Here is a 25,711-nt window from a genome sequence, read left to right on the forward strand (position 1 = left end):
CCGACGCCACCATGTAATCATGTAAGCACCGTCGTTGGAGCCCCCGGCGCAACCGGTCAAGCCCCGCGTCACGCAGGACCGGCGGCGAGCTGGGCCAGCAGGCGGCGCCGGAACTCGAGGCCGTCGGCGTTGCCCTCGAGCAGGATGCGCAGGGTGCCCCGGTCGTTGAGGATGCCGCCGACCCAGAAGCCGGAGAGCGAGATGCTCGCGTCGGCCGGGCCGGGCCCGGTCTGCGCCGCCGTCGTGAAGGCGCCGCCGCTGATCGAGACACCGGGCCGGAGGTCCCGGACGGAGCTGCTGACCGCCCCGGCCCCCGAACCGATCGCCGTGACCGCGGTGAAGCGCTGGTCGCCGAGGATGTAGAGCGCGTCGACCACGGCGGGCGAGCGGAGACGGCGAGGCGTCTCGGCGTGGGTCAGGCAGCAGACCGCCGTCGGTGCGAGCGCCGAGCCGGCGGCCGTGCGCAACGCCGGCGGGATCGCTTCGCCGGTGACCAGAGTGGTGGACAGGCGTGGGGTTCTCACAGTGGACCTCCGGCGTGGGAGTGGTGGCGCAACTCGCGCCGCGGCGGCTGGGCCTGTCCGTGCGGCGCGCAGGGCCCCTCAACCCGCCAGGAGGCGGGCCTTCGCCGCGTCGAACTCGGCAGCGGTGAGCGCGCCCGACCGGTGCAGCTCGTCGAGCTTGGCCAGCTGATCCGCCAGACCGCCGTTGACCGTCGCACCGGAGTCGGTGACCGGCGGCGCCACGCCGGTGCCGCTGACGCCGGTGTCCTCGACGACCTGCCGGCGCACCGCGTCGCGGGTCACGGGCACGGCGATCCGGAGCACCCACAGCCCGCCGAGCACGAAGGCGACGCCGAGGATCCACAGGGAGACATCGCTGTGCGGAGCCGCCAGCAGCGCGCCCGCGCCGATCGCGGTGAACGTCGCCGCCATGACCAGCAGGCCGCCTCCCGCGACGGTGGCGAGCACGGCGACGAGCAGCCCGGCCCCGAACGTGGCGATGGTGACGCCGATCGGCACCTGGCAGCTGTCCGTCGCGACACAGTCGCCGAGGCTGCCCATGGCGTACGTGCCGAAACCGGCGGCCAGCGCGGCGAGGACACCGACGATCGACGCGATCAGGACCCGGGTACGCACCCGCAAGATCCTAAGGGGCGGGCACCAGCCCGTCGCCCGCTGCGGCGCCGGTCAGTAGGCCCCGCCGGAGGCCCGCGCCAGGGTGGCCGGGCGCTCGCCGCGTTCGCGGGCGGCGAAGTCGTCCAGGATGGCCTCGGTGGCGGTCGCGCCGAAGCGGGTGGCGCCGGCCCGGTGCAGGGTGAGCAGGGTGTCGAGGCTGCGGACCCCGCCGGCCGCCTTGACCGCGATGTGCGGGGAGACAGTGGCGCGCATCAGTTGGATGTCGGCCAGGGTGGCGCCGCCGGGAGCGAAACCGGTGCTGGTCTTCACGAAGTGCGCGCCTGCCTGTTCGGCCAGCCGGCATCCGGTGGCCTTCTGCTCGTCGGTCAGGTACGCGTTCTCCAGGATCACCTTGACGACGTGGCCCTGCGCGGCGGCGACCACAGCGGCGATGTCGTCGTGAACGTAAGCGGTGTCGCCGCTGCGGAGCCGTCCGATGTGCAGAACCATGTCGATCTCGTCGGCGCCGGCCTCGACCAGTTCGCGGGTCTCCGTGACCTTGACGGTGGTGCGGGTGTCGCCGTGCGGGAATCCGGCCACGGTTCCGACCAGGACACCCGTGCCCGCGAGGGCCGCCTTGGCGAGCTCCACGTCGGTGGGGCGGACGCAGACGGACGCGACCTCGCGACGCCCGGCGACCTCGCAGCCGTGCCGGACGTCGTCGGTGGTCAGCTCGGGGCGCAACAGCGAGTGGTCGATCATCTTGGCGATGGTCATCGGTTCTCTCCTGCTCGGGGTGGCTGCACGTCGAAAGTGACCTGCAGTTCGTAACGGTCGCCGACATAGCGGCTGACGGTGTGTTCCAGCGGCGCCGAGTGCTGGTCCACGATCAGCCGGGTCTCGACCAGCAGCGGTTCGTCGGACGGCACGTTCAGCAGCCCGCCGTCGGCGCCGGCGCGCTGGGCGGTCAGCCGGGAGGAGCCCAGCGTGGGCCGCAGTCCCCGCTCGTGCAGAGCGCGATGCAGCGACCCGCTCTCCAGGTCGAGGTCGAGCAGCGCGTCGAGGTGCGGCGGGAAACAGGCGTACTCGACGGCCAGCGGCACGTCGTCGGCGAACCGCACCCGGACGATCGAGACCACCCGCGGCGCCGCGGCGGTCAGCTGCAACGCCGCCGCCTCCGCCGGGGACGCCGCCCGGACCTCGCCCTGCACCAGGCGGGATCGCGGGACCCGGCCCCAGCTGCGTACCTGGTCCTGGAAGCTCATCAAGGTCCCCGCCGCCCGCGGAACAGGCTGCTGCCGCACGAACGTGCCCCGCCCCTGGATCCGCTCGATCAGCCCGTCGGACTCCAGCGCGTTGAGCGCCGCCCGCATCGTCATCCGAGCCACGCCGAACTCCTCGGCAAGAGCCGACTCGGCCGGCACGACGTCACCGGGCTGCGCCTGCGCCAGACGGGTCCGCAACTCACGTTCGATCCGCACATACAGCGGCGGTGTCTTGACCACTCCGGTCCTCCAGGTCCTCTAGACAACCTAGAAGATGCCAGAATCCCGGGTGCGAAGTCAAGCTGCTCAGAAGCTGGGCGCTGAGAGAGTCCGGTCACCGGACCGGCACGTCACTCCTGCTCGCCGGCATCCTTCGCCGGATTCGCAGATACGCGCCGTCCGCCTGAGCGTCGGTGAGACCGGCCCGGAACTTGCCCTCGACAGGGAGGACCTCGTGGTCGGGTGGCGACGGCACCTAGTGTCCTGAGTCGTTAAATCGTTGTCAGTGGGTACGGTGGGTGGTATGCCGTCCTCGATTGCAGTGCCGATCGTGCTCACTGACGATGAGCGGGAGCAGTTGCTGGCCTGGTCGCGGCGTCCGTCGAGCGCTCAAGCGATCGCGATGCGATCACGGGTGGTGCTTGCCTGCGCGGATTCGGCGGGGGCGCCGAACGGGGTGATCGCCGAAGAGCTTGGGGTCTCTCGGAACACGGTGACCAAGTGGCGTAACCGGTTCGCCGCGGATCGGCTTGAGGGGTTGCTGGACGAGCCGCGCCCGGGCCGGCCCCGCACGATCGCCGACGCCGATGTGGAGCGGGTGGTCACCACCACTCTGGAAACCACGCCGAAAGACGCCACGCACTGGTCGACCCGGTCGCTGGCCGCCGAGGTGGGCCTGTCACAGACGGCGGTCTCTAGGATTTGGCGGGCGTTCGGTTTGCAGCCGCACCGGCAGGACACGTGGAAGCTGTCGAAGGATCCGCAGTTCATCGACAAGGTGCGCGACGTCGTCGGCTTGTATCTGGATCCGCCGGAGCGGGCGGTGGTGTTGTGTGTCGATGAGAAGTCGCAGATCCAGGCATTGGACCGGACCGCGCCGGTGTTGCCGATGCTGCCCGGAACCCCGGCCCGTGCCTCGCACGACTACGTCCGGGCCGGCACGTCCAGTCTTTACGCCGCGCTGGATCTGAGCACCGGCAAGGTGATCGGCTCGTTGCATGCCCGGCACCGGGCGATCGAGTTCAAGAAGTTCCTGCAGACCCTCGATCGTGAGGTGCCCGCTGAATTGGACGTGCATGTGGTGCTGGACAACGCCTCCACGCACAAAACCCCGGCGATCAAACGCTGGCTGGCCGCCCACCCACGGTTCGTCCTGCACTTCACCCCAACCAGCAGCTCGTGGCTGAACCTGGTCGAGCGTTGGTTCGGTGAACTGACCAGCAAGAAGCTGCAGCGTGGCACCCACCGCTCGGTACGCGAACTCAACCAAGACATCCGCGACTGGATCGAGATCTGGAACGACGACCCACGGCCCTACGTCTGGACCAAGACCGCCGACCAGATCCTCGAATCCATCAAGCGCTACTGCACACGCATAAACGACTCACGACACTAGCGGGCCAGGGGCACGCCGAGCAGGTCGAGCAACTGGCGGCGCAGGGCGCCGAAGCCGGGGGCGTCGGGGGCCCGCGGGTGGTCGAGGGTGACGGGCAGGTCGGCGGCGATGACGCCGCGGTCGAGGACCAGAGCGCGGTCGGCCAGCAGCAGCGCCTCGTCGACGTCGTGGGTGACCAGCAGCGCGGCGAAGCCGTGGCGGGAGCGCAGCCGGTTGAACAGCTCCTGCATGCGCAGCCGGGTCAGCGCGTCCAGGGCGCCGAACGGCTCGTCGAGCAGCAGCAGTTCCGGCTCGCGGGCCAGCGCGCGGGCGAACGCGACCCGCTGCGCCTGGCCGCCGGAGAGCTCGGCGGGCCAGGCCTTCGCGCGGTCGGCCAGCCCGACCTCGGCCAGCGCGCCGGTGCAGCGGGAGCGGTCCGCGACGCCGAGGGCGACGTTGTCGATGACCCGCTTCCACGGCAGCAGGCGGTGCTCCTGGAAGACGACCGCGTGCCGCCGGTCCACGGTGAAGTCGCCGGTGGCGTCCGCGTCGAGGCCGGCCAGGATGCGCAGCAGCGTGCTCTTGCCCGAGCCGCTGCCGCCCAGCAGCGCCACCACCTCGCCGCGGGCGATGTCGAGGTCGGCGCCGTCCAGGACGGTCGCGGGGCCGAACGAGCGGCGTACGCCCCGGGCGTGGACGACTAGGTCGCTTGCAGGCCTCGGCGCCACGCCAGGGCCCTCCTCTCGAGGATGCGGAGCAGCAGGTCGGACAGCAGGCCCAGCGCGGCGTACACGAACAGCCCGAGCACCACGACGTCGGTCTGGCTGAACTCGCGGGCCTCCATCATGAGGAAGCCGATGCCGTTCTGCGTGTTGGTCTGCTCGCCGACCACCAGGCTCAGCCACGCCGCCCCGATCGCCAGGCGCAGCCCCAGGAACAGCGACGGCAGCGCGCCGGGCAGCACCACGTGGCGGATCCGTTGCCAGGTGCCGAGCCCGCAGGTGCGCGCGGCCTCCACGAGCCGTTCGTCGATGTCGCGGATGCCGGCGTACGTGTTGAAGTAGAGCGGGAAGAAGGCTCCCAGCGCCACCAGCGTGATCTTCATGGACTCCCCGATGCCGACCCAGATGATCAGCAGCGGGACGAGCGCCAGGTGCGGCAGCATGCGGGCCATCTGCACGGGCGGGTCGATCGCGTCGTCGCCGGCCCGCAGCAGCCCGGCGACCGAGCCCAGCACCAGCGCGAGGACGCCGCCGATGGCCAGCCCGATCAGCGCGCGGGTGAGCGAGTCGAGCAGGTGGTCGCCCAGCGTGCCGTCGCGGGCGAGCCGCCAGCCCGTCTGCAGCACCGTGCTCGGGGCGGGCAGCTTGTCCTCGCCGATCAGCCCGGCCCGCGACGCGATCTCCCACAGCGCCAGGATCAGCACGGGGCTGACCAGGCGCTGCCACCGGATCCTGCGGCGCGGCGGGGCCGCCTTGACGGTCTCGGCGATCTCGGGCGCCGCCACGAGCGTCACGGCGCGGCCTCCGCGAACCGGGTGTCCACCAGCGACTTGACGTCCACCTTGCCGGGGATGAGCTTCAGGTCGGCGAACCCGTCCGCGATGGCCTGGATCTCGTCGCCGATCCCGTCGAGCTTGTCGACCGGCTGCGCCGCGCGGGCCAGGGCCCGCTTGGTGGTCGGCTCGTCGATCTTGAGCTCGGGCGCTAGGACGGCCGCCCTCTCGTCGGGGTGCTCGATGCCCCAGGCGGTCGTCTTCTCGTACGTCTGCAGGAAGCTTTTGATCTGGTCCGTCTTCTGCCCGGCCGCGTTCTTGCCGACCAGGATGTACTCGCGGTTGTTCGCCAGCCCGGTCGCGTCGGCCAGCACCTTGACGCCCGGCTGCTCGGCCAGCGCGAAGTACGGGTCCCAGATGATCCACGCGTCGACCTGGTCGTTGTCGAAGGCGGGCCGCCCCTCGGCGGGCTTGAGGTACTTGACGTTGATGTCCTGCAGGGTCATCTTGTTGGCCTCGAGCAGCTTGACGAGCAGCCAGTGCACGTTGGACCCCTTGTTGAGGGCCACCGTCTTGCCCTTGAGGTCGGCGAACGTGCGGAAGCCCTTGGACTCCTTGACCAGCACGGCCTCACTCCTGGGCGACGGCGCTCCGACCCCGGCGATGACGAAGTCGGTCTTAGCCGCGGCCGCGAAGATCGGCGGGGCCTCCCCGGTCTGCCCGAGGTCGATGGCGCCGGCCTTGAGCGCCTCGGTCAGCGCGGGGCCGCTCTCGAACAGCGACCAGGTCACGCCCGGCGCGTCGCCGCGGGCCTTGATCAGGCTGAGCCCGCCGAAGCGCTGGTAGCCGATGCGCAGGGTGCCGCTGTCCTCCTCGGCGGCCTCGGAGTCGTTTCCGCAGCCCGCGAGGGCCACGGCCAGGAGCAGGGTCGCAACTGCCGCAAGCGATCGACGCATGTACCGCACTCTATCTAACCCATAGGAAATAGAGAAGTGGTGGAGATGTGGGGTGGACGCGGCCACGCCCGGCGACCACCATGACCCCATGGCACTCGCCCGGGTCCAGAACTTCTCGATCTCGCTCGACGGCTTCGGCACCGGCGAGGGTCTGACCGCCGACGCCCCGTTCGGCCACGCCGGGGAACGGCTGCACGAGTGGATGTTCGCGACCAGGTGGTGGAGTGGCCCCGGGGGCAGCGGCGGCGTCGACGACCTCTTCGCCCGGCAGTTCGACGCCGGGATCGGCGCGGAGATCATGGGCGCCGGCAAGTACGGCCCGGCCGGCTGGCACGAGGACCCGGACTGGAAGGGCTGGTGGGGGCCCAACCCGCCGTTCCACACGCCGGTGCTCGTCCTCACCCACCACCCCCGGCCGCCGCTCGAGATGGAGGGTGGCACGACGTTCCGCTTCCTGGACGCCTCCCCGGCCGAGGCGCTCGAGGCGGCCCGCGAGGCCGCGCAGGGCAAGGACGTGCGCATCGGCGGCGGGCCCACCGTCGTCCGCGACTTCCTCGCCGCCCGGCTGGTCGACCACGCGCACATCGCCGTGGTCCCCATCCTGCTCGGCCGGGGCGTACGCCTCTGGGACGGGCTCGAGGGTCTGGAGAGCGACTACCGGATCGAGACCATCCCCTCCCCCGGCGGCGTCACCCACCTGACCCTCACCCGGGTGTGAAAGTCACACGCATGGAGACATCAGCCGAGATCACGACGGAGCGGCTGCTGCTGCGCCAGTTCCGGGCGGAGGACCTGGCGGCGCATCGGGCGGCCGTCGACGACGACCCGGCGGTGACCTGGACGCACACCCGCGTGCCGCTGGCCGACAGCCTGCGCCGCTGGGCCGGCCGCCTCGACGCGTGGAGCCGGGACGGGTTCGGCATGTGGATCGCCGCCGAACGCTCGTCGGGCGCAGTTCTAGGGCACTGCGGGCTGCAGCGCCTCGAGGGTGGCGACGACGTCGAGCTCGCCTACTACCTGGGGCGGCCGGCCTGGGGGCACGGCTACGCCACCGAGGCGGCGCTGGCCGTGCTGCGCTTCGCGTTCGAGCAGCACGGCCTGGCGCGGGTCGTCGCCGTGGTGCGGCACGAGAACGCCGCGTCGCGCCGCGTGCTCGAGAAGATCGGCATGCGGCACGAGCGCGACGGCCACTGGTACGGCTGCGACGCTGCCCTCTACGGCATCGAGCGCGACGCGTTCCCGACCGGCGGAGCGGCCGCTCACGACAGGTGAGCGGCCGCGACTACAGGACGGAGGCCGCCAGCTTGTCGGGGTTGCCGAAGCGGTGGGCCGTGATGCTGACGGCCTGCTCGTGCAGGAACGGCAGCAGCTCGACGCGGCCCGCCTCGGTGACCGGGCCCGACCAGACGGCCAGGTCGGGGCGCCCGCCGGTGGCCCGGGCGAGGGCCTGCACCGAGCCGCCGATCAGCCGGACGCGGGTGGCGCCGCGCAGGCCGGCGGCGAAGGTGGCGTCGTCCTCCACCCGTACGTCGGCAGGGATCGCGGCGGCCAGGGCGGCCGGCAGCGGCGTGGCCGTCGAGACCCGCAGCGGGGCCCCGGCGCGTACGCCCGCGGCGACGACCCGCACCAGCGCCGCGAGCGGCTCGCCCTGCGACAGCCGCACCTCGACCGGAACCGGCAGGTAGCGCAGCACGTTGCGCTCGGCCCACAGGCCGGACACGTCGGCCTGCGCGAAGTGGCCGGCGAACGCGGCGGCGTCGCTGCGGGCGGCACGTTCGAGCATGTCCGCGCCCTCCAGGGACGCGGCGGCGTTGAGCAGCGCCCGCACCGCCACGTCGTCCACCTTGGCCTCGGCGGTGGACTCGGCGGACCGCCAGCCGGTGAGGCCCACCAGGTAGTTCGGGCCGCCCGCCTTGGTGCCGGGGCCGACCGCCGAGCGCTTCCAGCCGCCGAACGGCTGCCGCCGCACGATGGCGCCGGTGATGCCGCGGTTGACGTACAGGTTGCCCGCCTGCACCCGGTCGAGCCACAGCTCCAGCTCGGCCGGGTCGAGCGAGTGCAGCCCCGAGGTCAGTCCGAAGTCGACGTCGTTGACCAGGTCGATCGCCTCGTCGAGGGTCTCGGCGGCCATGATGCCCAGCACCGGGCCGAAGTACTCGGTGCGGTGGTAGTCGGAGCCGCGGCGCACGCCGTCGCGGATGCCGGGGCTCCACAGCCGTCCGCTGTCGTCGAGCTGCCGCGGCTCGAGCAGCCACTTCTCGCCGGGGGCGAGCTCGGTCAGCCCGGAGAGCAGCTTGCCGGCGGCGGGCTCGATGACCGGCCCGACCTGGCTGCGCGGGTCGGTGGGGTAGCCGACGGTCAGCGACGACGCGGCGTCGAGCAGCTGGTGGCGGAACCGCTCGGAGCGGGCGACCGAGCCGACGAGCACGACCAGCGAGGCGGCCGAGCACTTCTGGCCGGCGTGCCCGAAGGCGGAGCTGATCACGTCCTTGACGGCAAGGTCGAGGTCGGCGCTGGGGGTCACGATGATCGCGTTCTTGCCGCTGGTCTCGGCGAGCAGCGGCAGGTCGGCGCGGAACGAGCGGAACAGCTCCGCGGTCTCGTACGCCCCGGTCAGGATCACCCGGTCGACCAGCGCGTGGCTGATCAGCTCGCGGCCCAGCGCCTTCTCCTCGACCTGCACCAGCGTGAGCAGGTCGGCGTCGGGCAGCACGGGCTTGATGATGTCGGCCAGCACGGCGCCGCAGCGCTCGGCCGGTCCGGCCGGCTTGAGCACGACCGCGGAGCCGGCGGCCAGCGCGGACAGCACCGAGCCGGCCGGGATGGCGACGGGGAAGTTCCACGGCGGCGTGACCAGGGTGAGCTTCTCCGGTACGGCGACCGCGCCGTCCACGGTGTCCAGCTCCGCCGCGAGCTCCGCGTAGTAGTGCGCGAAGTCGACGGCCTCGGACACCTCGGGGTCGGCCTGGTCGGCGGTCTTGCCGGTCTCGGCGGCCATCACCTCGATGAGGTCGGCGCGGCGGGCCTCGAGGGCGTCGCCGATGCGGTGCAGCACGGCGCCGCGCTCCGCGCCCGGCATCGTGCCCCAGGCGGCGGCCGCCGCGACGGCGGCGCCCAGCCGGTCGTCGAGGCCGCGCTCGTCGGTGATGCGGGCGGCGTCGATGGTGGCGACGCCGGCGGCCGAGCCGGGCACGCGGGCGAGCACCTCGCGGACCCAGGTCCGGTTCGAGGCGACGGCCGGGTCGGTGTCGGGGGTGTTCTCGAAGTGGCCGGGCCCGTTGGACGCCGTGACCGGGACCCGGCGCGGCTGCGGCACCGCGTCGTCCAGCTCCGCGAGGGAGGCGAGGAACCGGTCGCGCTCGCGGGCGAACAGCCCGTCGTCGCTGTCCAGCTCGAAGACCGCGGACATGAAGTTGTCGCTGCTCGCGCCCTCCTCGAGGCGGCGGATCAGGTACGCGATGGCGACGTCGAACTGCTCCGGGCGCACCACCGGCGTGTAGAGCAGCAGCCCGCCCACCTCGCGCCGGACCACCTCGGCCTGCCCCTCGGCCATGCCGAGCAGCATCTCGAACTCGACCCCGGCGCGCACCCCGCGGCGGCCGGCCAGCAGCCAGGCGTACGCGACGTCGAACAGGTTGTGCCCGGCGACGCCCAGCCGCACGTTGGTGATGTGGTCGGGCCGCAGGGCGTAGTCCAGCACCCGCTTGTAGTTCGTGTCGGTCTCGCGCTTGCTGCCCCAGGTCGCCAGCGGCCAGCCGTGCACCGTGGCCTCAACCTGCTCCATCGGCAGGTTCGCGCCCTTCACCAGGCGGACCTTGATGCCGGCGCCGCCGTTCGCGCGCCGCTTGGCCGCCCACTCCTGCAGCCGGATCATCGCGGCGAGCGCGTCGGGCAGGTACGCCTGCAGGACGATGCCGGCCTCGAGGTCGTGCAGCTCGGGCTTCTCCAGCAGCCGGGTGAAGACCGCGATCGTGAGGTCGAGGTCCTTGTACTCCTCCATGTCGAGGTTGACGAACTTGCGCGTCCGGGCCGTGGCCGCGAGCGTGAACAGCGGGGTGAGCTGCTCCACGATCTCGGCGACCGCCTCGTCGAACGCCCACGGGTTGTGCGGGGCGACGGTGGCCGACACCTTGATCGACACGTAGTCGACGTCGTCGCGCGCGAGCAGCCGCTCGGTCTCGCGCAGCCGGCGGTTCGCCTCGCCACGGCCGAGCACCGCCTCGCCCAGCAGGTTGACGTTCAGGCGTACGTCCCGGCGCTTGATCTTCGCGATCGCACGGCCCAGCTTGGCGTCGCTCGCGTCGACGATCAGGTGGCCGACCATGCGGCGCAGCACCCGGCGGGCGATCGGCACCACCACGCCGGGCAGCACCGGGGCGAGCACGCCGCCGGCGCGCACCGCGGCCCGCAGCGGGAGAGGCAGGAAGCGGGGAACGTCCGGCGCCAGGGCGGCCAGGGCGCGGGCGCTGACCCGCACGTCCTCGGGCCGCACCACGCCGTCGACGAAGCCGACGGCGAACGCCAGGCCCTTCGGGTCGCGCAGGAGGCCCGCGAGCTGCGCTGCGGAGGCGCTCGGCTTGATCGCGGACGACTCGTGCAGCCAACGGCGGACCAGGTCGATCGCCTCGTGGGCGAGTTCGGGGTCGGCGGCCGGGATGCCGGCGGGCGACGGGGCGACATCAGACATGACAAGAGTGTCCTTCCGTGCTCCGTTCAGGAAAAGCGACGGTTTTCGACGAGTATTCTTCAGTTCTGCTTACCATTGGGCGTGCTCGAGATCCGGCGTCTGGTCCTGCTCCGCGAGCTCGCGATCCGCGGCACGATCGCCGCCGTGGCCGAGGCGCTCAACTTCTCGCCGTCGGCGGTGTCGCAGCAGCTCAGCCAGCTGGAACGGGAGGCCGGCCTGCCGCTGCTGCGCAAGGCCGGCCGGGGCGTGCAGCTCACCCCGCAGGCCGAGGTGCTGGTCGAGTCGGTGGGCGAGGTGCTCGAAACCCTGGAGCGCGCCGAGGCCCGCCTGCAGGCGTCGGTCGCCACCGTCAGCGGCCGCGTGCGGCTCGCCGTCTTCCAGTCGGCCGCGCTGGCGCTCATGCCGGCGACGCTGCTCGCCATGGCCACCCGCTTTCCGGACGTACGGGTCGAGATGGTGCAGCGCGAGCCCGAGGAGGCGCTGCGCGAGACCTGGGCCCGCGACTTCGACATGGTGATCGCAGAGCAGTACCCGGCTCACGCCGCGCCACACCACCCCGGCCTCGACCGCCGCCCGCTGACCACCGACGCGATCCGCCTGGCTCTGCCCGCCGCCGGGGCCGCCCTGCACCCGGTCGCCTCGCTCGAGCAGGCCCGCGCTATGCCCTGGGTGATGGAGCCGCGCGGCACCGCCTCCCGCCACTTCGCCGAGCAGCTGTGCCGCTCCACCGGGTTCGACCCCGACGTCCGCTACGAGACCGCCGACCTGCAGGCCCACATCCGCCTCGTCGAGTCCGGCAACGCCGTCGCGCTCATCCCCGACCTGGTCTGGGCCGGGCGCGACACCTCCTGCCGCCTGCTCGACCTGCCCGGCCTGCCCCGCCGCACGCTGTTCACCGCCCAGCGCCTCTCCGGCGCCGCCTCCCCCGCCGCCCACGCCCTGCGCGAGACCCTCGAACGCGTCGCCGGCGACCTCCGCCGCGCATGAGGCGCCGGACTACCCTGAAGCTGCGCTGGACACCGTTCGCTCGAGCATGCGGAGCGCGCCCGCCATGAAGTACACCGTCTCGATCGAGATCGGCATGTGGAACGCCGTGCGGGACCGGCTGACCGAGGCCGGGCCGCGGACGACGCTCTGGCAGAGCGAGAGCGAGTTCCGGTTCAGCGGCTTGCCGATGCGGCTGGCCGGGCTCGTGATGCGCGGCGCCTTCCGCAAGCAGTCGCGCCGGCACCTGCAGGACTTCAAGGCCTTCGCCGAGCAGGGCCGGGACGTCCGCGACGCCCCGGGCTGACCCGCGCCGGCCGCCGGGAGGGACGCGCCTCAGTAGGCGTCGCGGGCGGCGGTCTCCAGGGCCTCGTCGATCGTGGCGGCCTCGACGTCGGTGCGGGAGATGCTCTTGGCGATCGTGCCGGCGCTGGGGACGTCGCCCCGCGCGGGCCAGGAGCTCACGTCCCACAGCGAGGAGCGGACGAAGGCCCGCGCGCAGTGCAGGAAGAGCTCCTCGACGGTCACCTCGACGGCCAGCGCGGGCGTGACGCCCCGCATCGTCAGACGGTCCAGGTAGGGCGCGCCGGCGACGATGCGGGCGCGGCCGTTGACCCGTACGGTGTCGCCGGAACCCGGCACCAGGAACAGCAGGCCCACGCGGGGGTGCTCGACGATGTTGAGCAGGCTGTCGAGGCGGCCGTTGCCCTTGCGGTCGGCGAAGGCCAGCGTGCGGTCGTCGAGCACCAGCACGCTGCCGGCCGGGTCGCCGCGCGGGGAGACGTCGCAGGTGCCGTCGTCGGCGGTGGTCGCCAGCAGGAAGAACGGGCTGAGCTCGAGGAACCGGCGCGACTGCGCGTCGATGTGGTCGATGCCCTTCTCGGCGATGAAGCGCGGGGGCGGCGCCACGTACTCGCGCAGCTCCTCCGCGCTGGTGATGACCCTCGTCATGCCTTCTCCGTGCTCGTCGACCGGGGGAAGGCCAGGCTAGCCTCCGACCACGTTGCGCAGCGGACGGCCGTCCAGGAATGCGGCCAAGTTCTCAGCCACCAGCCCGGCGGCGCCCCACGGACGGCCGCCGGCGACGTGCGGGGTGATCAGGACGTTCGGCTCGTCCCACAGCGGCGAGCCGGCGGGCAGCGGCTCGGTCTCGAACACGTCGAGCGCGGCGCCGCCGAGCCGGCCCTCCCGCAGCGCGGCCAGCAGCGCGGACTCGTCGAGCGTGGCGCCGCGGCCGACGTTGACGACCCACGCGTGGGCGGGCAGGTGCGCCAGCACGCCGGCGTCGAGCGCGTGGCGGGTCTGGTCGGTCGCGGGCAGGATGTTGATCAGCACGTCGGCGCTCGGCAGCAGGCCCGGGAAGTCGGCGGGCGTGACGACCTCGACGCCGTGGCGCGTCCCGGCGTGGCGGGCCACCCCGGTGACGCGCGCGCCCAGCGCGGTCAGGTGCGGGGTGAGCTCGGCCGCGATGCCGCCGAAGCCCCAGATCACCACGTGCGCGTCGCGCAGCGTGTACCGGCGTTGCGTCGGCGGGGCGGCCTGCCGGTCGCGCACCTCGTCGGCCCAGCGGTGCCCGATCTGGGCCCGGACGAGCACGTGGAAATGGCGCACGGCGGCCAGCGTCATGGCGAGGGTGTGCTCGGCGACCGTGGCGTCGTGCAGGCCGCGGCCCGAGGTGATCACCACGTCGGGCCCGAACCCGGCCGCGACCACGGCGTCGGGGCCGGCGGCGAGCGTCTGCACCCAGCGCAGCGCCGCCAACCGGCCGGCCGCGTCCCGCAGCTGGTCGCCGGGGTTGTTCCAGACGACCAGGGCCGTCGCGTCGGTGTGCTCCTGCGGGATCGGGCGGTCGACCGCGTAGCGGTGCGCGGTGACGCCGTCGGGCAGGTCGAGGTCGAGGTCCACGCTGTCGGGCAGCAGAAGCTTCATGTCCCCCATTCTGGTCGGTGTGACGATCGTTCAGTTCCACCATCGCGACGGGATTCTCGACCTCGGCTGGGGACATCCCCGGCCGGCGCTGCTGCCGGTGTCCGCGTGGGCCGCGGCTCACGAGAGGGCCCTTTCCGCGTACGGCTGGCAGGCGCTCACCTACGGGCACGCCACCGGGCCGGCGCCGCTGCTCGACTGGCTGTCGGCGCATCTGGGCGACGCCGCGCCGGCGCAGACCTTCGTGACCGCGGGCACCTCGCACGGGCTCTCGCTGGTCACGCAGGTGCTCGCCGCGCCCGGCGACGTCGTGCTGGTGGACTCCCCGACCTACCACCTGGCGTTCAAGATCCTGACAGACCTGGGCGTACGGCTGGTGCCGGTGCGCGCGGACGACCCGTCGGCGGTCGCGGCGCTCGCTCGGGAACACCGGCCGGCGTTCCTCTACCTCGTGCCGACCTTCGGCAACCCGACCGGCGCGAGCCTGCCCGCCGACCGGCGGCGCGAGCTGGTGTCGTCGGGCCTGACGATCGTGGAGGACGACACGTACCGCGAACTGTCCTATGCGGGCGCGGCGCCGGACGCGCTGTGGCGGCTGGCGCCGGGTGCGAACGTCGTCCGGCTCGGCACCTTCTCGAAGACCGTCGCGCCGGGGCTGCGGCTGGGCTGGGTCAACGCGGCGGCCCCGATCGTCGAGCGGCTGGCCCGGCTCGGCTCCGTGCACAGCGGCGGCGGCGTCAACCACACGACCGCGATGACCATGGCGGAGTTCGGCGCCTCCGGGGCGTACGACCGGCATGTCGCCGTTCTGCGCGAGAGCTACCGAGCGCAGCGGGACGCGCTGACCGGCGCGCTCGGCGTCGCGGCGCCGGCCGGCGGCTGGTTCGTGTGGCTGCGGCTGCCCGCCGGCGTCGGCGCCACACGGCTGCTGCCGATCGCCGAACGGCACGGCACGTCGTTCCTGCCCGGCCCGGTGTTCCATGTGGACGGCGGCGGCGAGCAGCACGTACGCCTGAGCTTCTCGCACCTGTCCGCGGCCGGCCTCGCGGAGGCGGGCGCGCGGCTGCGGGCGGCGATCGCGGCGGCTTGATAGGGTCGGCCCACGCCGTCATCGGTCCGGAAAGGAGGTCGCACCGTGTCCCACGTTTCGCGCCCCTTCCGCGGCCCGGCGTTCCCGCGGGTCTGACTTCGGGGCGCAGCCGTTCGCGCCTGGAGGTTTCCGCCATGAGCTCCGTCGTGCACCGCCCGCTGGTCGCCGGCGAGGAGTCGCTGTTCGACTCGATGCCCGATCCGCTTCCCATGCTCGTTCAGATCTCGTACGCCCAAGGGCTGGCCGCCGGCGGCTTCCATCCGTCGCGCACGTGGGTCGCCCTGCGCGACGGCCGCGTCGTGGCCCGCGCGGCGTGGGTGCTGCCGCCCGGCGCCGTCGGCGGGCCGTGGCTCGAGCGGTTCGACCTCGCCGACAGTCCCGCGGTGGGCGCCGCCCTGCTGAAGGCCGCCCATGCCGCGCTGGGCGGGCCGCGGCCCTACTACGCGGCGCTGCCTCCCGGCTGGCGGTCAGTGCCCTCCGTGGCCGCCGCCGTCTCCGGCACCTCGGCGGCCGCCGCTCTGGCCGGGCTCGTGCCCGCCGGCGAGCGGCTCCGCTTCCGCCTCGTGCCCCCGGCCCCCGTCACCCCGGAGCCTGCCGTCTCCGTGCGCCCCGCCTCCGGTCCGGCGGAGATCACCGCGCTCGTCGCCCGGATCGCCTCGCCCGACATCCTCACCGGCAGCGAGACGGCCCGCGCGGTCGCCGGTCTCGACCTGGCCACCGATCCGCTGCCCTGGCTGACCGGCGACGCCACCGCCTGGCACGTCGCGCACTCCGGCGGCGAGGCCCTCGGCGTGGCGGGCACGGCCGGGCAGGCGTGCTGGCCGCTGCTCGGCTATCTGGGCGTCCTTCCCGGCGTACGGGCGCCGGCCGCCCGCGTCGCCCTGCTCGCCGCGGCCGTGCGGGCGCTCACGGACGGCGGCGCGCAGGAGGTGGTCGCCGATGTGGACGCCGACCGTACCGCCGTGGTGGCCGACCTGGAACGAGCGGGCTTCCGGCACGTGCGCTCCCGGCTCGCGTACGCGCCGCGTGCATAGGTTTGCGCTGCTCACCGCGGGGATATTCGCGGTGGTCACCAACGCCGGACCGGAACCAGGGATGTGAACGGCTGATGCCGACTGTCAAGGGCGCCTCCGACAACGCGCTGCACTACGAGGACACCGGCGGCAACGGCCGGCCCGTGGTGCTGATCCACGGCTGGCCGCTGAGCGGGCGGTCCTGGGCGGCCACCGTCGGCCCGCTGAGCGCCGCGGGATACCGGGTGGTCACGTACGACCGGCGCGGCTTCGGCGAGTCGGACAAGCCCAGGCTCGGGTACGGCTACGACCACCTCGCCGACGACCTCGCCGCGCTGCTCACCACGCTCGACCTGCGCGACGTGACGCTGGTGGGCTTCTCGATGGGCGGCGGCGAGGTCGCCCGGTACATCGCCCGCCACGGCGAGGACCGCCTGCGCAGCGTCGTCTTCGCCGCGGCCGTGACGCCGTACCTGCTGCACGGCTCCGACAACCCCGACGGCCCGCTCACCAGAACCGAGGCGGCCAAGATGACCGCCCGGCTGACCGCCGACAAGGACAAGTTCTACGAGCAGTTCACCACCGAGTTCTTCTCCGCCCACGGCAGGCTCTGCGTCACCGAGGAGCAGCGCGAGGAGGCCGTCGCGCTCGCCCAGCAGGCGAGCAAGCTGGCCGCGCTGGAGGCCATGCAGGCGTTCGGGCTGACCGACTTCCGCGACGACCTCGCCAAGGTGACCGTCCCCGCCCTGATCATCCACGGCGACGCCGACGCGATCGTGCCGTTCGAGGGTTCCGGCAAGCGTACGCACGAGGCCCTGCCCGACAGCGGCGTGATCATCATCGAGGGCGGCCCGCACGGCATCAACGTGTCCCACGCGTCCGAGTTCAACCGGGCCCTGCTCGGCTGGCTCTGACCCGGCGGCCGGCTGCGCCTCACCGTTCGCTCAGCCGGCCGCCACCAGGGCGCGGATGCGCTCGATCGCGCGGCCGAAGTAGCGGTGATCGACCGGCCGGGTGAGGAAGTCGGCCAGCGCGAACAGGTCCAGCGCCCGGCTGAGGCGGCGCCAGCCCTCCGGCAGCGCCCCACCCCCGTCGCGAAAGCCCGCCACGAAACCGTCGGCGTACGCATGCGGCGTGGGGAACCTCAGCATGTTGCCCACGTCCACCAGCGGCGAGCTGCTGAACGCGAACTCCCAGTCCAGCACGGCCGCCACCCGCCACCGCCCGCCCTCGGCGACGGCCAGCAGGTTCTTGGGGTTGTAGTCGGAGTGCACCAGCCGCCGCGACCCCTTCAGCACCGCCAGCTCCCGAGCCGCCCGCGCCGCCCACTCGCGCAGCGCACTCTGCTCCTGTTCGCCGAGGTGCCCGCCCGCGTTTCCCTCGCGGAGACAGCGCTCCACGAACAGATCCAGCCCCTCGGTCGGCTCCACCCCGTCCGGCTCGAGCCCCTGCCCGGCCGTGAAGAACCCGGGCCGGGCGAACTCGACGCTCCCGATGCGCGCCAGCGTCACCCCGACGTCGTGACCCAGCTCGGCGAGGGCGTCCTCGTCCAGCTTCTCGAGCAGTTCGCCGACCGGCTCCCCCTCGACGAACCGGGAGAGCAGCACCGGCTCCCCCGCCACCTCGCCGCCCGGATCCGCGGCCACCACCTCCGCGACCGGCACGACCCCCGCCAGCCGCCGCGCGATCGCCGTCTCGAGCCGGCACCGGTTGGCTCCCCGATACCGTCGCAGCACGTACCGCCCGCCGTCGTCCATCGTGAGCGCGGTGTTGTCGTTGCTGTAGCCACCGGTCAGTGTGCGGGTCTCCACGACCCGCAGCCCCGCGAGCGCCACCCCTTCGACCCACGCCTTGATCGCCGATTCCATCGACAGACCATCGCCGATCCCGGCCGGGCTCTCAAGGGCACGCCGCATGCCGGTCGGTGCCTTCGTGTCCCCCATTAGGGCTGTGAAGAAAAACTCAGACCAAAGAGGTTTAAACCTCCTCTCACGTGACAGTAGGGTCGGGCGTATGCACCGGCTCATTCTTGATACCGACCTGGCCATGGGAGCGCCCGGTTCGGACGTCGACGACGGCTTCGCGCTCGCGCTGGCCCTGGACCTGCCCGACCAGCGCGTCGAGCTGATCACCACCGTGAACGGCAACACCGACGTCGACACCTCCACGCTGCTGACGCTGGACCTGCTCGAGCGACTCGGCCGCCGGGACATCCCCGTCGTCAAGGGCGCGCGCACCCCCCTGCTGCGGCCCCTGCACGACCACCCCACCCGCAACCGGGTCGCCGGCGTGCAGGAGCGCCTTGCCGCGCTGTCGCCGGCGCCGGGGCGCGCCGCCACCGCCATCGTGGACCACGTCCTGGCCAACCCCGGCGAGATCACGATCGTGGCCATCGGCCCGCTGACGAACCTGGCCGTCGCCCTCGCGCTGGAGCCCGCTCTCGCCACGGCCGTGAAGGAGATCGTCGTGATGGGCGGCGTCTTCCTCCGGACGACCCAGAAGGTCAGCATGCCCGGCGAGTTCAACATCTGGGTCGACCCGGAGGCCGCCGCGATGGTGCTGAACAGCGGCGCCCCGATCCGCTTCATCGGCCTCGACGTCACCCTCGAGGTGCAGCTCACCCGCGACGACGCCGACCACCTGCAGAACACCGGCCGGCCGTTCGCGACGCACGCGGGCCGGTGCGCGCACGCCTGGATCGACTTCCTCGGCACCGCGTACCCGGGGCAGAACCTGACGAGCGCCCCCATGCACGACGCCCTCGCCGTCGCCGTCGTCAGCGACCCCGGATTGGTCGCCTGGCAGCCCGCCCTGGTGCAGGTCGAGGTCACCAGCCCGCTCACCCGGGGCGTCACCGTCGCCGACCTGCTCACCTCGAGCGACGCCCCCGAGCCGAACTGCCTGATCGCCACGCAGGTGGACAGCGCCGCCTTCATGCAACTGTTCCTCAAGCACATGGCCCAGCTGTAGGAGCCGTCGCGCTCTACGCTGGCGCGCATGCGAGCCTTCTCGGTCACGTACTGGGCGTTCATCGGCGTCACCTGTGTGCTGTTCTTCGCCGGCGCCGTGCTGGTGCGGCTGGTGACGCTGCCCTTCGACCGCCGGCGGGTCGCGCTGCACCTGTACTCGTCGGCGTGGGCGGCCTTCTACGTGTACGTGAACCCGCTGTGGCGCCTGCGCGTCAGCGGCCGCGAGCAGCTGCCGTGGCGCGGAGCGGCGGTGCTGGTGGCCAACCACGCCTCGCTTATCGACATCCTGGTGCTGTTCGCGCTGTTCCGGCCGTTCAAGTGGGTGTCCAAGCAGGAGATCTTCCGCGTGCCGCTGATCGGCTGGAACATGCGGCTCAACGACTACGTGCCGCTGGTGCGCGGCAGCTCGGCGTCGGTGCGCCGGATGATGGAGCACTGCGACCGGCTGCTCGCGGCCGGATCGCCGGTGATGATCTTCCCGGAGGGCAGGCGCACGCCCGACGGTTCCCTGCAGCCGTTCAAGGACGGGGCTTTCGACCTCGCCGTACGCCACCAGGTGCCGGTCATCCCGATCGCGGTGCACGGCACCCGGGCCGCCCTTCCGCGCCACGGCCTGGTGCTGCGCGAGCACGTCGACGTGCGCGTGGAGGTGCTGCCGCCGCTGCTTCCGGGCGAGTTCGCCGGCGTGGACGACCTGCGGGAGGCGGCCCGCCGGTCGATCGCGGGCGCGCTCGGTGTGCCGTGAGGATCGCCCACTTCTGCGACAGCCACACGGGGCGTCCGGACGGCGTCTCCCGCTCGGCCGCGCTGACCGTCGGTCTGCTGCGGTCCGCCGGCTGCGAGGTCGATCTCCACGAGCCGGGTCCGGTTCCGTCCGTACGCGTTCCCGGGCGCGATCTGCGGGTCGGATGGCCGTGGTTCCGGTGCGCGCCGGCCGGGCTCGTCCACGTGCACACGACCGGCCCGATCGGCATTGCGGGCTTCCGGTGCGCGGCACGGTGGCGGGCGCCGCTGGTGGTCACCTGGCACACCGACCTGCTCGCGTACGCGGACGTCTTCCCCGAGATCCCGATCGGCGCGGCGTGGTGCGCGTGGCAGTTGCGGCTCGGCTGGTCGGCCCGCGAGTTCCGCGAGCTCGCCCGCCCGGGTGAGGTCCGGCGCCGCCGCCTGGTGGCGCTCGGACGCGGCATGGCCGCGCGCATGGCCGCCGCCGTCGCGCCGTCCGAGAAGACGGCCGCGGGTCTGGCCGTGTTCACCACCCCGCCGCTCACCCGCCCGCCGGAGATCTGCGTGCTCCCGACGCCGGTGCCACCCGCCGAGCCGCGAGCGCCGCAGCGGCGCGGGTCCGTCGTCCTGTCGGTCGGCCGGGTGACCGCGGAGAAGAACCCGGACCTGCTGCTCGACGCGTTCGCCCTGCTGCGCGCCACGAGGCCCGACGCCCGCCTGGTCCTGCTGGGCGTGCGCCAGGCCCGCGGCGCCCTCGACAGGAACCTGCGGTCGCGCCGCCTCGAACGCCACGTCGACGTGCTTCCCCCGGTGCCCGCCGCGGAGGTGAGCGCCTTCTACCGGTCGGCGGACATCCTGGCCTTCGCGTCCACCACGGACACCCAGAGCCTCGTCGTGGCCGAGGCGGAGGCGGCCGGGCTGCCCGTCGTCGTGGCCGATCCCGCCCTCGGCATCCGCCCCGGCGGCACGGGCCCGGCGCGCTTCACCTGCGATCCCACGCCGCGGGCGTTCGCGGCGGCGCTGCTGCGCCTGCTCGACGACGACGACCTGCGCAAGCGCGTGATCGAGGACGGCTTGGCGGCCACCGCCGCGTACCCGCCGTCGCTCTACCTCGAACGGCTGCTGAGCCTCTACCGCAGGCTGACGGCCGGAACCTGACTGCCGTTCACGATGCCGCGACGACGGACGCGAGCCGGCGGACGGCCTCGTCCATCAGCTCGGGCGGGGCCGCCGCATAGGTGAGGCGCAGATACGGCCCGGGCGCCTCGGCGGCGAACCACGGACGTCCGGGGAAGACGACGACCCCCGAGGCGGCGGCCGCCGACGCCACCGCCACGTCGTCGCAGGCGTCGTCCAGGCGTACCCACAGATGCAGCCCGCCGCGCGGAACCGTCCACTGAAGACCGGGCGGGTGCCGCTGCAGTGCGGCCAGCAGCGCCTCGCGCCGCGCACGCAACGAGGCCCGCAGGGCGCGGCGGTGCCGGTCCCAAGCGGGAGACGTGACGAACTCCAGCGCGGCCTGCTGCAGCGGGCCCGCGACGAACAGCTCGTCGAGCAGCCTCACGGCCCGCAGCCGCGCACCCGCGGGGCCGCGCGCGCCGACCGCGGCGATGCGCAGGCCCGGTGCGGCGCTCTTCGTCAGCGACCGCAGATAGATCACGTGGCCGTCGGGGTCGTCCGCGGCGAGCGGCGGGGGCGGCTCGCCGTCCACGGTGAGGTCGCGCGCGTAGTCGTCCTCGAGGAGAAAGGCGCCTGCTTCCCGTACGGCCGCGAGCGTGCCCGCGCGCCGGGCGGCGCTCAGCGTGGCGCCGGTCGGGTTGGCGTGCAACGGCTGGCAGTAGAACAGCCGCGCGCCGGTGCGGGCGAACGCGGCCGCCAGCTGGTCGGGCCGCACCCCGTCGGCGTCGGTGGGCACGGGCAGCACGTGCAGCCCAGCGGCACGGGCGGCGGCGAGCGCGCCCAGGTAGGTCGGCGACTCGACCAGCAGCGTGTCGCCCGGCTCGGCCAGCGCCCGCAGCGCGGAGGACAGCGCGGCCTGCCCGCCCGGGCAGATCACCATGTCGTCGGCGCGCAGCCCCACGTCGCGCGCGAACCAGGCGCGCAGGTCGGCGCGGCCCTCGGCGGGACCGCGCTGCCAGGCGGCGGGCTGGCGGGCCGCCCGGGCCAGCGCGGCGCCGAGCGCGGCGGTCGGCTGCAGGCTCTCGTCGAGGTAGCCGCCGGACAGCGGGATCGCCCCTTCGGGCGGCAAAGCGAGTAACGCCCGCAGCTCCTCCTCGCCGCGGCGGCGTGCGCCGAGCACCACGGTCTGCCACGAGAGGTCCGGCGTACGCGGTGCCGCCGGCGGCCGCGGGGCCACGAACGTGCCCCGGCCCGGGCGGGTCTCGACCAGGCCATCCCTGGTGAGCGCCCGGATGGCGGCCGCGATGGTCACCGGCGAGGCCCGGTGGCGCGCGGTCAGCTCCCGTACCGAGGGAAGCCGGGTCCCGGCCGGTGCCGCGCTCACCCGTACCCGCAGATCTTGGATAACGCGTGCCGCTGCGTTACCGTCATTCATGAGAGCACACAGTAGCGCTACTTCGCCGGACACGGTAACGGCCGGCCTCGCCCTGGGCGCGCTGGGCGTTCTGGCGTTCAGCATGTCGCTGCCGGCGACGCGGGTGGCCGTGCACGAGCTCGACCCGTGGTTCGTCGCGTTCGGCCGTGCCGTGGGCGCCGCCCTGCTGGCCGGGGCCTACCTCCGGTACGTCCGCGCGCCCCGCCCGACCGCCGCCCAGTGGCGCCGCCTTTCGGTCGTCGCGCTCGGCGTCGTCGTCGGCTTCCCGCTGTTCACGTCGCTGGCGCTGACCACACAGACCTCCGCCCACGGCGCCGTGGTCGTCACCGTCCTGCCGGCCATGACCGCCGTGTTCGCCGTCGTCCGCGCCGGCGAGCGCCCGCCGGCCGGGTTCTGGATCGCCTGCGCCGCGGGCCTGGTGGTCGTCCTCGGCTTCCTCGTCCTCACCGGCACCGCGCGCGGGGCGCTCTCGCCCGCCGACCTGTTCCTGCTCGCCGCGGTGGTGCTGTGCGGGCTCGGCTACGCCGAGGGCGGCGCGCTCTCCCGCGAACTGGGCGGCGCCCGCACGATCAGCTGGGCGCTGCTGCTGTCCCTGCCGGTGACCGTCCCGATCACCCTCGCCGCCGCTGCGGCCCGTCCCCCGCACGCCGGCCCCGCCGCCTGGTCGTCGTTCGCCTACCTGACCGCCGTGTCGATGTTCCTGGGCTTCTTCGCCTGGTACGCGGGCCTGGCCCGAGGCGGCATCGCCCGCGTCGGCCAGATCCAGCTCGCCCAGCCGGTGCTCACGCTGCTCTGGTCCGCGCTGCTGCTGCACGAGCCCGTAACCCCCACCTCCCTCCTCGCCGCCGTGGCCGTCCTCGCCTGCGTCGCGCTGATCCAGCGGATCCGCTCCACCCCGCGCGCGCCCTCCCGCTCCACCCCGCCCGAGCCCTTCCGCTCCACCCCGCCCGAGCCCTTCCGCTCCACCCCGCCCGAGCCGCCCCTGGGCGGCAAGCGTCGCCACTCAACCCTGCGCGAGCCGGTCCGGGGCGGAGACAACCGGGTCGGCGAGCGCCTCAGCTCCGGTCCGCGCAAACCTCTCGAGTGACGGGATGCCGAGGCAGCGAGGGCATCAGCTCAACTCCACACGAGCCGGTCCAAGGCGGAGTCCGCTGGAGCAGCGAACGCCACCGCTCCACCCTGTGCGAGCTCGTTCAGGGCGAGACAACGTGTCGGTAAGCGCCACCGCTCCACCCCGCGCGAACTCATCGAGCATGGGCGCCACCGAGGCGGCGAGGGCGTCCGCTCCACCCCGCGCTAGCCGCTCCAGGACAGCGAGTCCCTCCGCACCGATGGGCCGCAGTACGAGCCTGCGGCTGCGCCGTCCCGCCATACGCGAGCCGGTCCAGGGCGGAGACGACCGAAGCGGCGACGGCGTCCGCTCAACCCCGCGCAGAGCCGCTGCGGGTGGGCGGCGGCGAATACCCTCGCTTCACCCCGCCAAGCCGGTTCAGCGGGACAACCCGGTCGGCGAGCGCCACCGCTCCAACCCGCGCGAACCTCACGAGCAAACACGCGACCGAGGCGGCAAGAACCTCCCCTCGACATGGCGCTAGCCGCTCCGAGGTGGCGAGCCCCTCCGCTCCACCCCACGCGAACACCCACTAACGAACGCGCAAGTGAGGCGGCGCCGGCATCCCCTCAACCACAGCGCTCCTCGCTCCACGGTGCGACTACCGGGGTGGTGAGCGCCTCCGCCCGAAGTTTGTGCGACCGCTCCAGGACAAAGACGGCCAAGGCGGGCGAGCGCCGCTGCTTCCCCGTGCGTGGGCGCGATCGAAGCGGCGAGCGCCTCCGCTCAGCCCCGCACCAGCCGCTCCAGGAGGGGGACGATCGAGGCGGGGGCGGGCATCGCGGCTATCTCGGCGGCGACCTCCCGAGCGGCTGCTCGTAGCTCCTCGTCGGTGAGCAGCTGGTTGAGGTGGGCGGCGGTGATGGCGCGGGCGTCGACGGCGATCCCGGCGCCGCGCCGTTCCAGCAGGCCGGCGTTGTAGCGGCGGTCGCCCATCCCGGGCGTGACGAGCTGGGGCAGGCCCGCGGCGAGGCCGCCGAGCACGCTGCCCGCGCCCGCGTGGTGGACGAAGGCGTCGGCGTACGGCAGCAGTTCGCTCAGCGGCATCCGGCCCACGGCCCGCACGTTCGGCGGCAGCTTGCCCGTCTTCGCGGGGCGGACCAGCACGAACTCCGCGTCCACCTGCGCGGCGGCGGCGATGATCGCCGGGGCGGGGTCGGCGTCGTTCGGGGCGCCGAGGGTGCTCCGGCTGACCAGCACGCGGGGGCGGTCACCGCGAACGCGCAGCCAGTCCGGCACCGCGCCGCCGCCCGAGAACGGCACCGGCCGCATCAGTGCCACCCCGTCCGCGGCGGCGCCCGGCACCGACGTTGGCCCGTCCGTCGCGGCGCCCGAAGAAGGCACCGACCGCGGCGCACCGCCTGAGAAAGGCACAGCCCCCGTCGGCACGGCACCGCCCGAGTAAGAACTCGGCCTCGTCGACCCGGTTCCGCCGGAGGAAGGTAAAGGCCCTGCGTGCCCAGCGCCGCCCGGGGAAGACACCGACCCTGCCGCCCCGCCGTCGTCCGAGGACGATACCGGCCCCGGCGGCGCGGCCCCGCCCGGAGAAGACACCGCCGACCCAACGCCGCCCGAGGAAGACACCGCCCGCGCATCGCCGCCCGAAAAAGACACCACCGGCCCACCGCCGGCCGAGGAGGGCACCGACCCCGCGGGCGCGGCCCGGTGCGAGGAAGGCAGCGTTGGTGCGACGGCGGTGGCGTGCAGGCTCGGCGGCGTGACGGTGAGGGTCAGGGCGGGCGCCGGGATGCGCTCGCCGGCGAGCGCCGGGCTGGTCGTCACGGCGCGGAAGAGGTCGGTGGCGGGCCACAGGGTGGTTTCGTGGTGCACGGAAGGGATCGACAGCCGCCCGGCGACGATGGCGCCGGCCTCGGCGAGGGACTCGAAGACGATCAGGTCGGGGCGTTCCCGCTCGGCGAGGGCGAGCAGCGGGCCGGTCAGCGACCGGTTGGCGCGGCCGAACACCTCGCCGACGAAGTCGTTCCCGGCCACGCCGCGCATCTCGGCCCGGGCGGTGCGGGGATGGCGCAGGCTCACCCGCAGCGCGTTGCGCGGCAGGTGGAAGCCGGCGCCGATGTCGGCGGTGCGCAAGCCGAGCAGGTCGGGCGGGAAGCCGCCGCTCGCGACGATCACGTCGTGGCCGGCGTCGCGGCAGGCGGCGGCGAGCGGGATCAGGGGCAGCAGGTGGCCCTGCAGCGGTGCGGCAACGAAGACGATGCGCAT

At 73.5% G+C, this 25,711-nt stretch carries 25 protein-coding genes; 12 read left to right on the top strand and 13 right to left on the bottom strand.

From position 1 onward, the window contains the following. Positions 1–68 precede the first annotated feature (68 nt). The 4 genes from ACSNN8_RS39405 to ACSNN8_RS39420 all read right to left on the bottom strand — a co-directional run bounded on the left by ACSNN8_RS39405 (position 69) and on the right by ACSNN8_RS39420 (position 2,599). Positions 69–524, bottom strand: a complete 456-nt coding sequence (locus ACSNN8_RS39405; protein WP_436655832.1) for a hypothetical protein — start codon at positions 522–524, stop codon at positions 69–71. A 78-nt stretch (positions 525–602) separates the two neighbouring features. Then, entirely contained in the window at positions 603–1,139 is a 537-nt protein-coding gene (locus tag ACSNN8_RS39410) for an SHOCT domain-containing protein (RefSeq protein ID WP_436655834.1), read from the bottom strand. A 51-nt stretch (positions 1,140–1,190) separates the two neighbouring features. Continuing rightward, a complete protein-coding gene (gene deoC / locus ACSNN8_RS39415; RefSeq protein ID WP_436655836.1) occupies positions 1,191–1,895 on the bottom strand; it encodes a deoxyribose-phosphate aldolase in 705 nt (234 codons plus the stop codon). After that, positions 1,892–2,599 carry a GntR family transcriptional regulator gene (locus tag ACSNN8_RS39420; RefSeq protein ID WP_436655838.1) on the bottom strand — a complete coding sequence of 236 codons (708 nt, stop codon included), beginning with the start codon at positions 2,597–2,599 and terminating at the stop codon, positions 1,892–1,894. The genes deoC and ACSNN8_RS39420 overlap by 4 nt, the downstream gene beginning before the upstream one ends. 307 nt (positions 2,600–2,906) lie before the next feature. On the opposite strand from ACSNN8_RS39420, the gene ACSNN8_RS39425 reads away from it, so the two are divergent. After that, positions 2,907–3,998, top strand: a complete 1,092-nt coding sequence (locus ACSNN8_RS39425) for an IS630 family transposase (RefSeq protein WP_436651072.1) — start codon at positions 2,907–2,909, stop codon at positions 3,996–3,998. Here the strand turns inward: ACSNN8_RS39425 and ACSNN8_RS39430 are convergent. The 3 genes from ACSNN8_RS39430 to ACSNN8_RS39440 are packed head-to-tail and all read right to left on the bottom strand — an operon-like array spanning position 3,995 to position 6,428. Beyond that, a complete protein-coding gene (locus ACSNN8_RS39430; RefSeq protein ID WP_436655840.1) occupies positions 3,995–4,705 on the bottom strand; it encodes an ABC transporter ATP-binding protein in 711 nt (236 codons plus the stop codon). The two genes, ACSNN8_RS39425 and ACSNN8_RS39430, sit on opposite strands and share 4 nt — an antisense overlap. Beyond that, a complete protein-coding gene (locus tag ACSNN8_RS39435) occupies positions 4,678–5,493 on the bottom strand; it encodes an ABC transporter permease (protein WP_436655842.1) in 816 nt (271 codons plus the stop codon). The genes ACSNN8_RS39430 and ACSNN8_RS39435 overlap by 28 nt, the downstream gene beginning before the upstream one ends. Then, a complete protein-coding gene (locus ACSNN8_RS39440) occupies positions 5,490–6,428 on the bottom strand; it encodes an aliphatic sulfonate ABC transporter substrate-binding protein (RefSeq protein ID WP_436655844.1) in 939 nt (312 codons plus the stop codon). Before ACSNN8_RS39440 ends, ACSNN8_RS39435 begins: the two co-directional genes overlap by 4 nt. 88 nt (positions 6,429–6,516) lie before the next feature. Between ACSNN8_RS39440 and ACSNN8_RS39445 the strand changes: the two genes are divergently transcribed. After that, entirely contained in the window at positions 6,517–7,146 is a 630-nt protein-coding gene (locus ACSNN8_RS39445) for a dihydrofolate reductase family protein (protein WP_436655846.1), read from the top strand. An 11-nt stretch (positions 7,147–7,157) separates the two neighbouring features. After that, positions 7,158–7,700, top strand: coding sequence for a GNAT family N-acetyltransferase (locus ACSNN8_RS39450; RefSeq protein ID WP_436655848.1), 543 nt, complete (start codon positions 7,158–7,160; stop codon positions 7,698–7,700). A 10-nt stretch (positions 7,701–7,710) separates the two neighbouring features. Here the strand turns inward: ACSNN8_RS39450 and ACSNN8_RS39455 are convergent, their stop codons facing one another. Beyond that, the gene (locus tag ACSNN8_RS39455; RefSeq protein ID WP_436655850.1) at positions 7,711–11,115 is read right to left on the bottom strand and encodes a bifunctional proline dehydrogenase/L-glutamate gamma-semialdehyde dehydrogenase; all 3,405 of its coding nucleotides are present in this window, start codon (positions 11,113–11,115) and stop codon (positions 7,711–7,713) included. Positions 11,116–11,196: 81 nt separating this feature from the next. Between ACSNN8_RS39455 and ACSNN8_RS39460 the strand changes: the two genes are divergently transcribed. Together ACSNN8_RS39460 and ACSNN8_RS39465 are read left to right on the top strand one after the other, a co-directional pair. Beyond that, positions 11,197–12,102 carry a LysR family transcriptional regulator gene (locus ACSNN8_RS39460; RefSeq protein ID WP_436655852.1) on the top strand — a complete coding sequence of 302 codons (906 nt, stop codon included), beginning with the start codon at positions 11,197–11,199 and terminating at the stop codon, positions 12,100–12,102. 46 nt (positions 12,103–12,148) lie between these two features. Further along, positions 12,149–12,406, top strand: a complete 258-nt coding sequence (locus tag ACSNN8_RS39465) for an SRPBCC family protein (RefSeq protein ID WP_436655854.1) — start codon at positions 12,149–12,151, stop codon at positions 12,404–12,406. Positions 12,407–12,435: 29 nt separating this feature from the next. On the opposite strand, the gene ACSNN8_RS39470 is transcribed toward ACSNN8_RS39465, so the two are convergent. Beyond that, on the bottom strand, positions 12,436–13,050 hold the full coding sequence (locus ACSNN8_RS39470) for an MSMEG_1061 family FMN-dependent PPOX-type flavoprotein (protein WP_436655856.1): 615 nt from the start codon (positions 13,048–13,050) through the stop codon (positions 12,436–12,438). Between the two features lie 36 nt (positions 13,051–13,086). Next, positions 13,087–14,028 carry a phosphoglycerate dehydrogenase gene (locus ACSNN8_RS39475; RefSeq protein WP_436655858.1) on the bottom strand — a complete coding sequence of 314 codons (942 nt, stop codon included), beginning with the start codon at positions 14,026–14,028 and terminating at the stop codon, positions 13,087–13,089. A 19-nt stretch (positions 14,029–14,047) separates the two neighbouring features. On the opposite strand from ACSNN8_RS39475, the gene ACSNN8_RS39480 reads away from it, so the two are divergent. The 3 genes from ACSNN8_RS39480 to ACSNN8_RS39490 all read left to right on the top strand — a co-directional run bounded on the left by ACSNN8_RS39480 (position 14,048) and on the right by ACSNN8_RS39490 (position 17,042). Then, complete coding sequence (locus tag ACSNN8_RS39480) at positions 14,048–15,115, top strand: PLP-dependent aminotransferase family protein (protein ID WP_436655860.1); 1,068 nt, start codon at positions 14,048–14,050, stop codon at positions 15,113–15,115. 134 nt (positions 15,116–15,249) lie between these two features. Continuing rightward, the gene (locus tag ACSNN8_RS39485) at positions 15,250–16,149 is read left to right on the top strand and encodes an acetyltransferase (RefSeq protein WP_436655862.1); all 900 of its coding nucleotides are present in this window, start codon (positions 15,250–15,252) and stop codon (positions 16,147–16,149) included. 74 nt (positions 16,150–16,223) lie between these two features. Then, a complete protein-coding gene (locus ACSNN8_RS39490; RefSeq protein ID WP_436655864.1) occupies positions 16,224–17,042 on the top strand; it encodes an alpha/beta fold hydrolase in 819 nt (272 codons plus the stop codon). 30 nt (positions 17,043–17,072) lie between these two features. On the opposite strand, the gene ACSNN8_RS39495 is transcribed toward ACSNN8_RS39490, so the two are convergent. Beyond that, on the bottom strand, positions 17,073–17,996 hold the full coding sequence (locus ACSNN8_RS39495; RefSeq protein WP_436655866.1) for a phosphotransferase family protein: 924 nt from the start codon (positions 17,994–17,996) through the stop codon (positions 17,073–17,075). Positions 17,997–18,141: 145 nt separating this feature from the next. Here ACSNN8_RS39495 and ACSNN8_RS39500 point away from each other — a divergent pair, with 145 nt between their 5' ends. Genes ACSNN8_RS39500 through ACSNN8_RS39510 form a run of 3 tightly spaced genes read left to right on the top strand, consistent with a single transcriptional unit; the run spans position 18,142 to position 20,981 of the window. Next, positions 18,142–19,098, top strand: a complete 957-nt coding sequence (locus ACSNN8_RS39500; protein ID WP_436655868.1) for a nucleoside hydrolase — start codon at positions 18,142–18,144, stop codon at positions 19,096–19,098. Between the two features lie 27 nt (positions 19,099–19,125). Continuing rightward, positions 19,126–19,842: a lysophospholipid acyltransferase family protein gene (locus ACSNN8_RS39505; protein WP_436655870.1), complete on the top strand. Its 717-nt coding sequence runs from the start codon at positions 19,126–19,128 to the stop codon at positions 19,840–19,842. Further along, the gene (locus tag ACSNN8_RS39510; RefSeq protein ID WP_436655872.1) at positions 19,839–20,981 is read left to right on the top strand and encodes a glycosyltransferase; all 1,143 of its coding nucleotides are present in this window, start codon (positions 19,839–19,841) and stop codon (positions 20,979–20,981) included. Before ACSNN8_RS39505 ends, ACSNN8_RS39510 begins: the two co-directional genes overlap by 4 nt. 7 nt (positions 20,982–20,988) lie before the next feature. On the opposite strand, the gene ACSNN8_RS39515 is transcribed toward ACSNN8_RS39510, so the two are convergent. Beyond that, positions 20,989–22,377: a PLP-dependent aminotransferase family protein gene (locus tag ACSNN8_RS39515; protein WP_436655874.1), complete on the bottom strand. Its 1,389-nt coding sequence runs from the start codon at positions 22,375–22,377 to the stop codon at positions 20,989–20,991. On the opposite strand from ACSNN8_RS39515, the gene ACSNN8_RS39520 reads away from it, so the two are divergent. Further along, positions 22,376–23,464, top strand: coding sequence for a DMT family transporter (locus ACSNN8_RS39520; protein WP_436655876.1), 1,089 nt, complete (start codon positions 22,376–22,378; stop codon positions 23,462–23,464). The genes ACSNN8_RS39515 and ACSNN8_RS39520 overlap by 2 nt on opposite strands. 750 nt (positions 23,465–24,214) lie before the next feature. Here ACSNN8_RS39520 and ACSNN8_RS39525 read toward each other — a convergent pair. Then, positions 24,215–25,711, bottom strand: a complete 1,497-nt coding sequence (locus ACSNN8_RS39525; RefSeq protein WP_436655878.1) for a nucleotide disphospho-sugar-binding domain-containing protein — start codon at positions 25,709–25,711, stop codon at positions 24,215–24,217.

It is taken from the genome of Actinoplanes sp. URMC 104, from assembly GCF_051386375.1.
GTDB lineage: Bacteria > Actinomycetota > Actinomycetes > Mycobacteriales > Micromonosporaceae > Actinoplanes.

Bases quoted from the DNA above. Each gene is read 5' to 3' on its own strand.
- deoC (WP_436655836.1), bottom strand. From the start codon at position 1,895: ATGACCATCGCCAAGATGATCGACCACTCGCTGTTGCGCCCCGAGCTG.
- ACSNN8_RS39425 (WP_436651072.1), top strand. From the start codon at position 2,907: ATGCCGTCCTCGATTGCAGTGCCGATCGTGCTCACTGACGATGAGCGG.
- ACSNN8_RS39440 (WP_436655844.1), bottom strand. From the start codon at position 6,428: ATGCGTCGATCGCTTGCGGCAGTTGCGACCCTGCTCCTGGCCGTGGCC.
- ACSNN8_RS39445 (WP_436655846.1), top strand. From the start codon at position 6,517: ATGGCACTCGCCCGGGTCCAGAACTTCTCGATCTCGCTCGACGGCTTC.
- ACSNN8_RS39450 (WP_436655848.1), top strand. From the start codon at position 7,158: ATGGAGACATCAGCCGAGATCACGACGGAGCGGCTGCTGCTGCGCCAG.
- ACSNN8_RS39455 (WP_436655850.1), bottom strand. From the start codon at position 11,115: ATGTCTGATGTCGCCCCGTCGCCCGCCGGCATCCCGGCCGCCGACCCC.
- ACSNN8_RS39465 (WP_436655854.1), top strand. From the start codon at position 12,149: ATGCGGAGCGCGCCCGCCATGAAGTACACCGTCTCGATCGAGATCGGC.
- ACSNN8_RS39470 (WP_436655856.1), bottom strand. From the start codon at position 13,050: ATGACGAGGGTCATCACCAGCGCGGAGGAGCTGCGCGAGTACGTGGCG.
- ACSNN8_RS39475 (WP_436655858.1), bottom strand. From the start codon at position 14,028: ATGAAGCTTCTGCTGCCCGACAGCGTGGACCTCGACCTCGACCTGCCC.
- ACSNN8_RS39485 (WP_436655862.1), top strand. From the start codon at position 15,250: ATGAGCTCCGTCGTGCACCGCCCGCTGGTCGCCGGCGAGGAGTCGCTG.
- ACSNN8_RS39490 (WP_436655864.1), top strand. From the start codon at position 16,224: ATGCCGACTGTCAAGGGCGCCTCCGACAACGCGCTGCACTACGAGGAC.
- ACSNN8_RS39495 (WP_436655866.1), bottom strand. From the start codon at position 17,996: ATGGAATCGGCGATCAAGGCGTGGGTCGAAGGGGTGGCGCTCGCGGGG.
- ACSNN8_RS39500 (WP_436655868.1), top strand. From the start codon at position 18,142: ATGCACCGGCTCATTCTTGATACCGACCTGGCCATGGGAGCGCCCGGT.
- ACSNN8_RS39505 (WP_436655870.1), top strand. From the start codon at position 19,126: ATGCGAGCCTTCTCGGTCACGTACTGGGCGTTCATCGGCGTCACCTGT.
- ACSNN8_RS39520 (WP_436655876.1), top strand. From the start codon at position 22,376: ATGAGAGCACACAGTAGCGCTACTTCGCCGGACACGGTAACGGCCGGC.
- ACSNN8_RS39515 (WP_436655874.1), bottom strand. From the start codon at position 22,377: ATGAATGACGGTAACGCAGCGGCACGCGTTATCCAAGATCTGCGGGTA.
- ACSNN8_RS39525 (WP_436655878.1), bottom strand. From the start codon at position 25,711: ATGCGCATCGTCTTCGTTGCCGCACCGCTGCAGGGCCACCTGCTGCCC.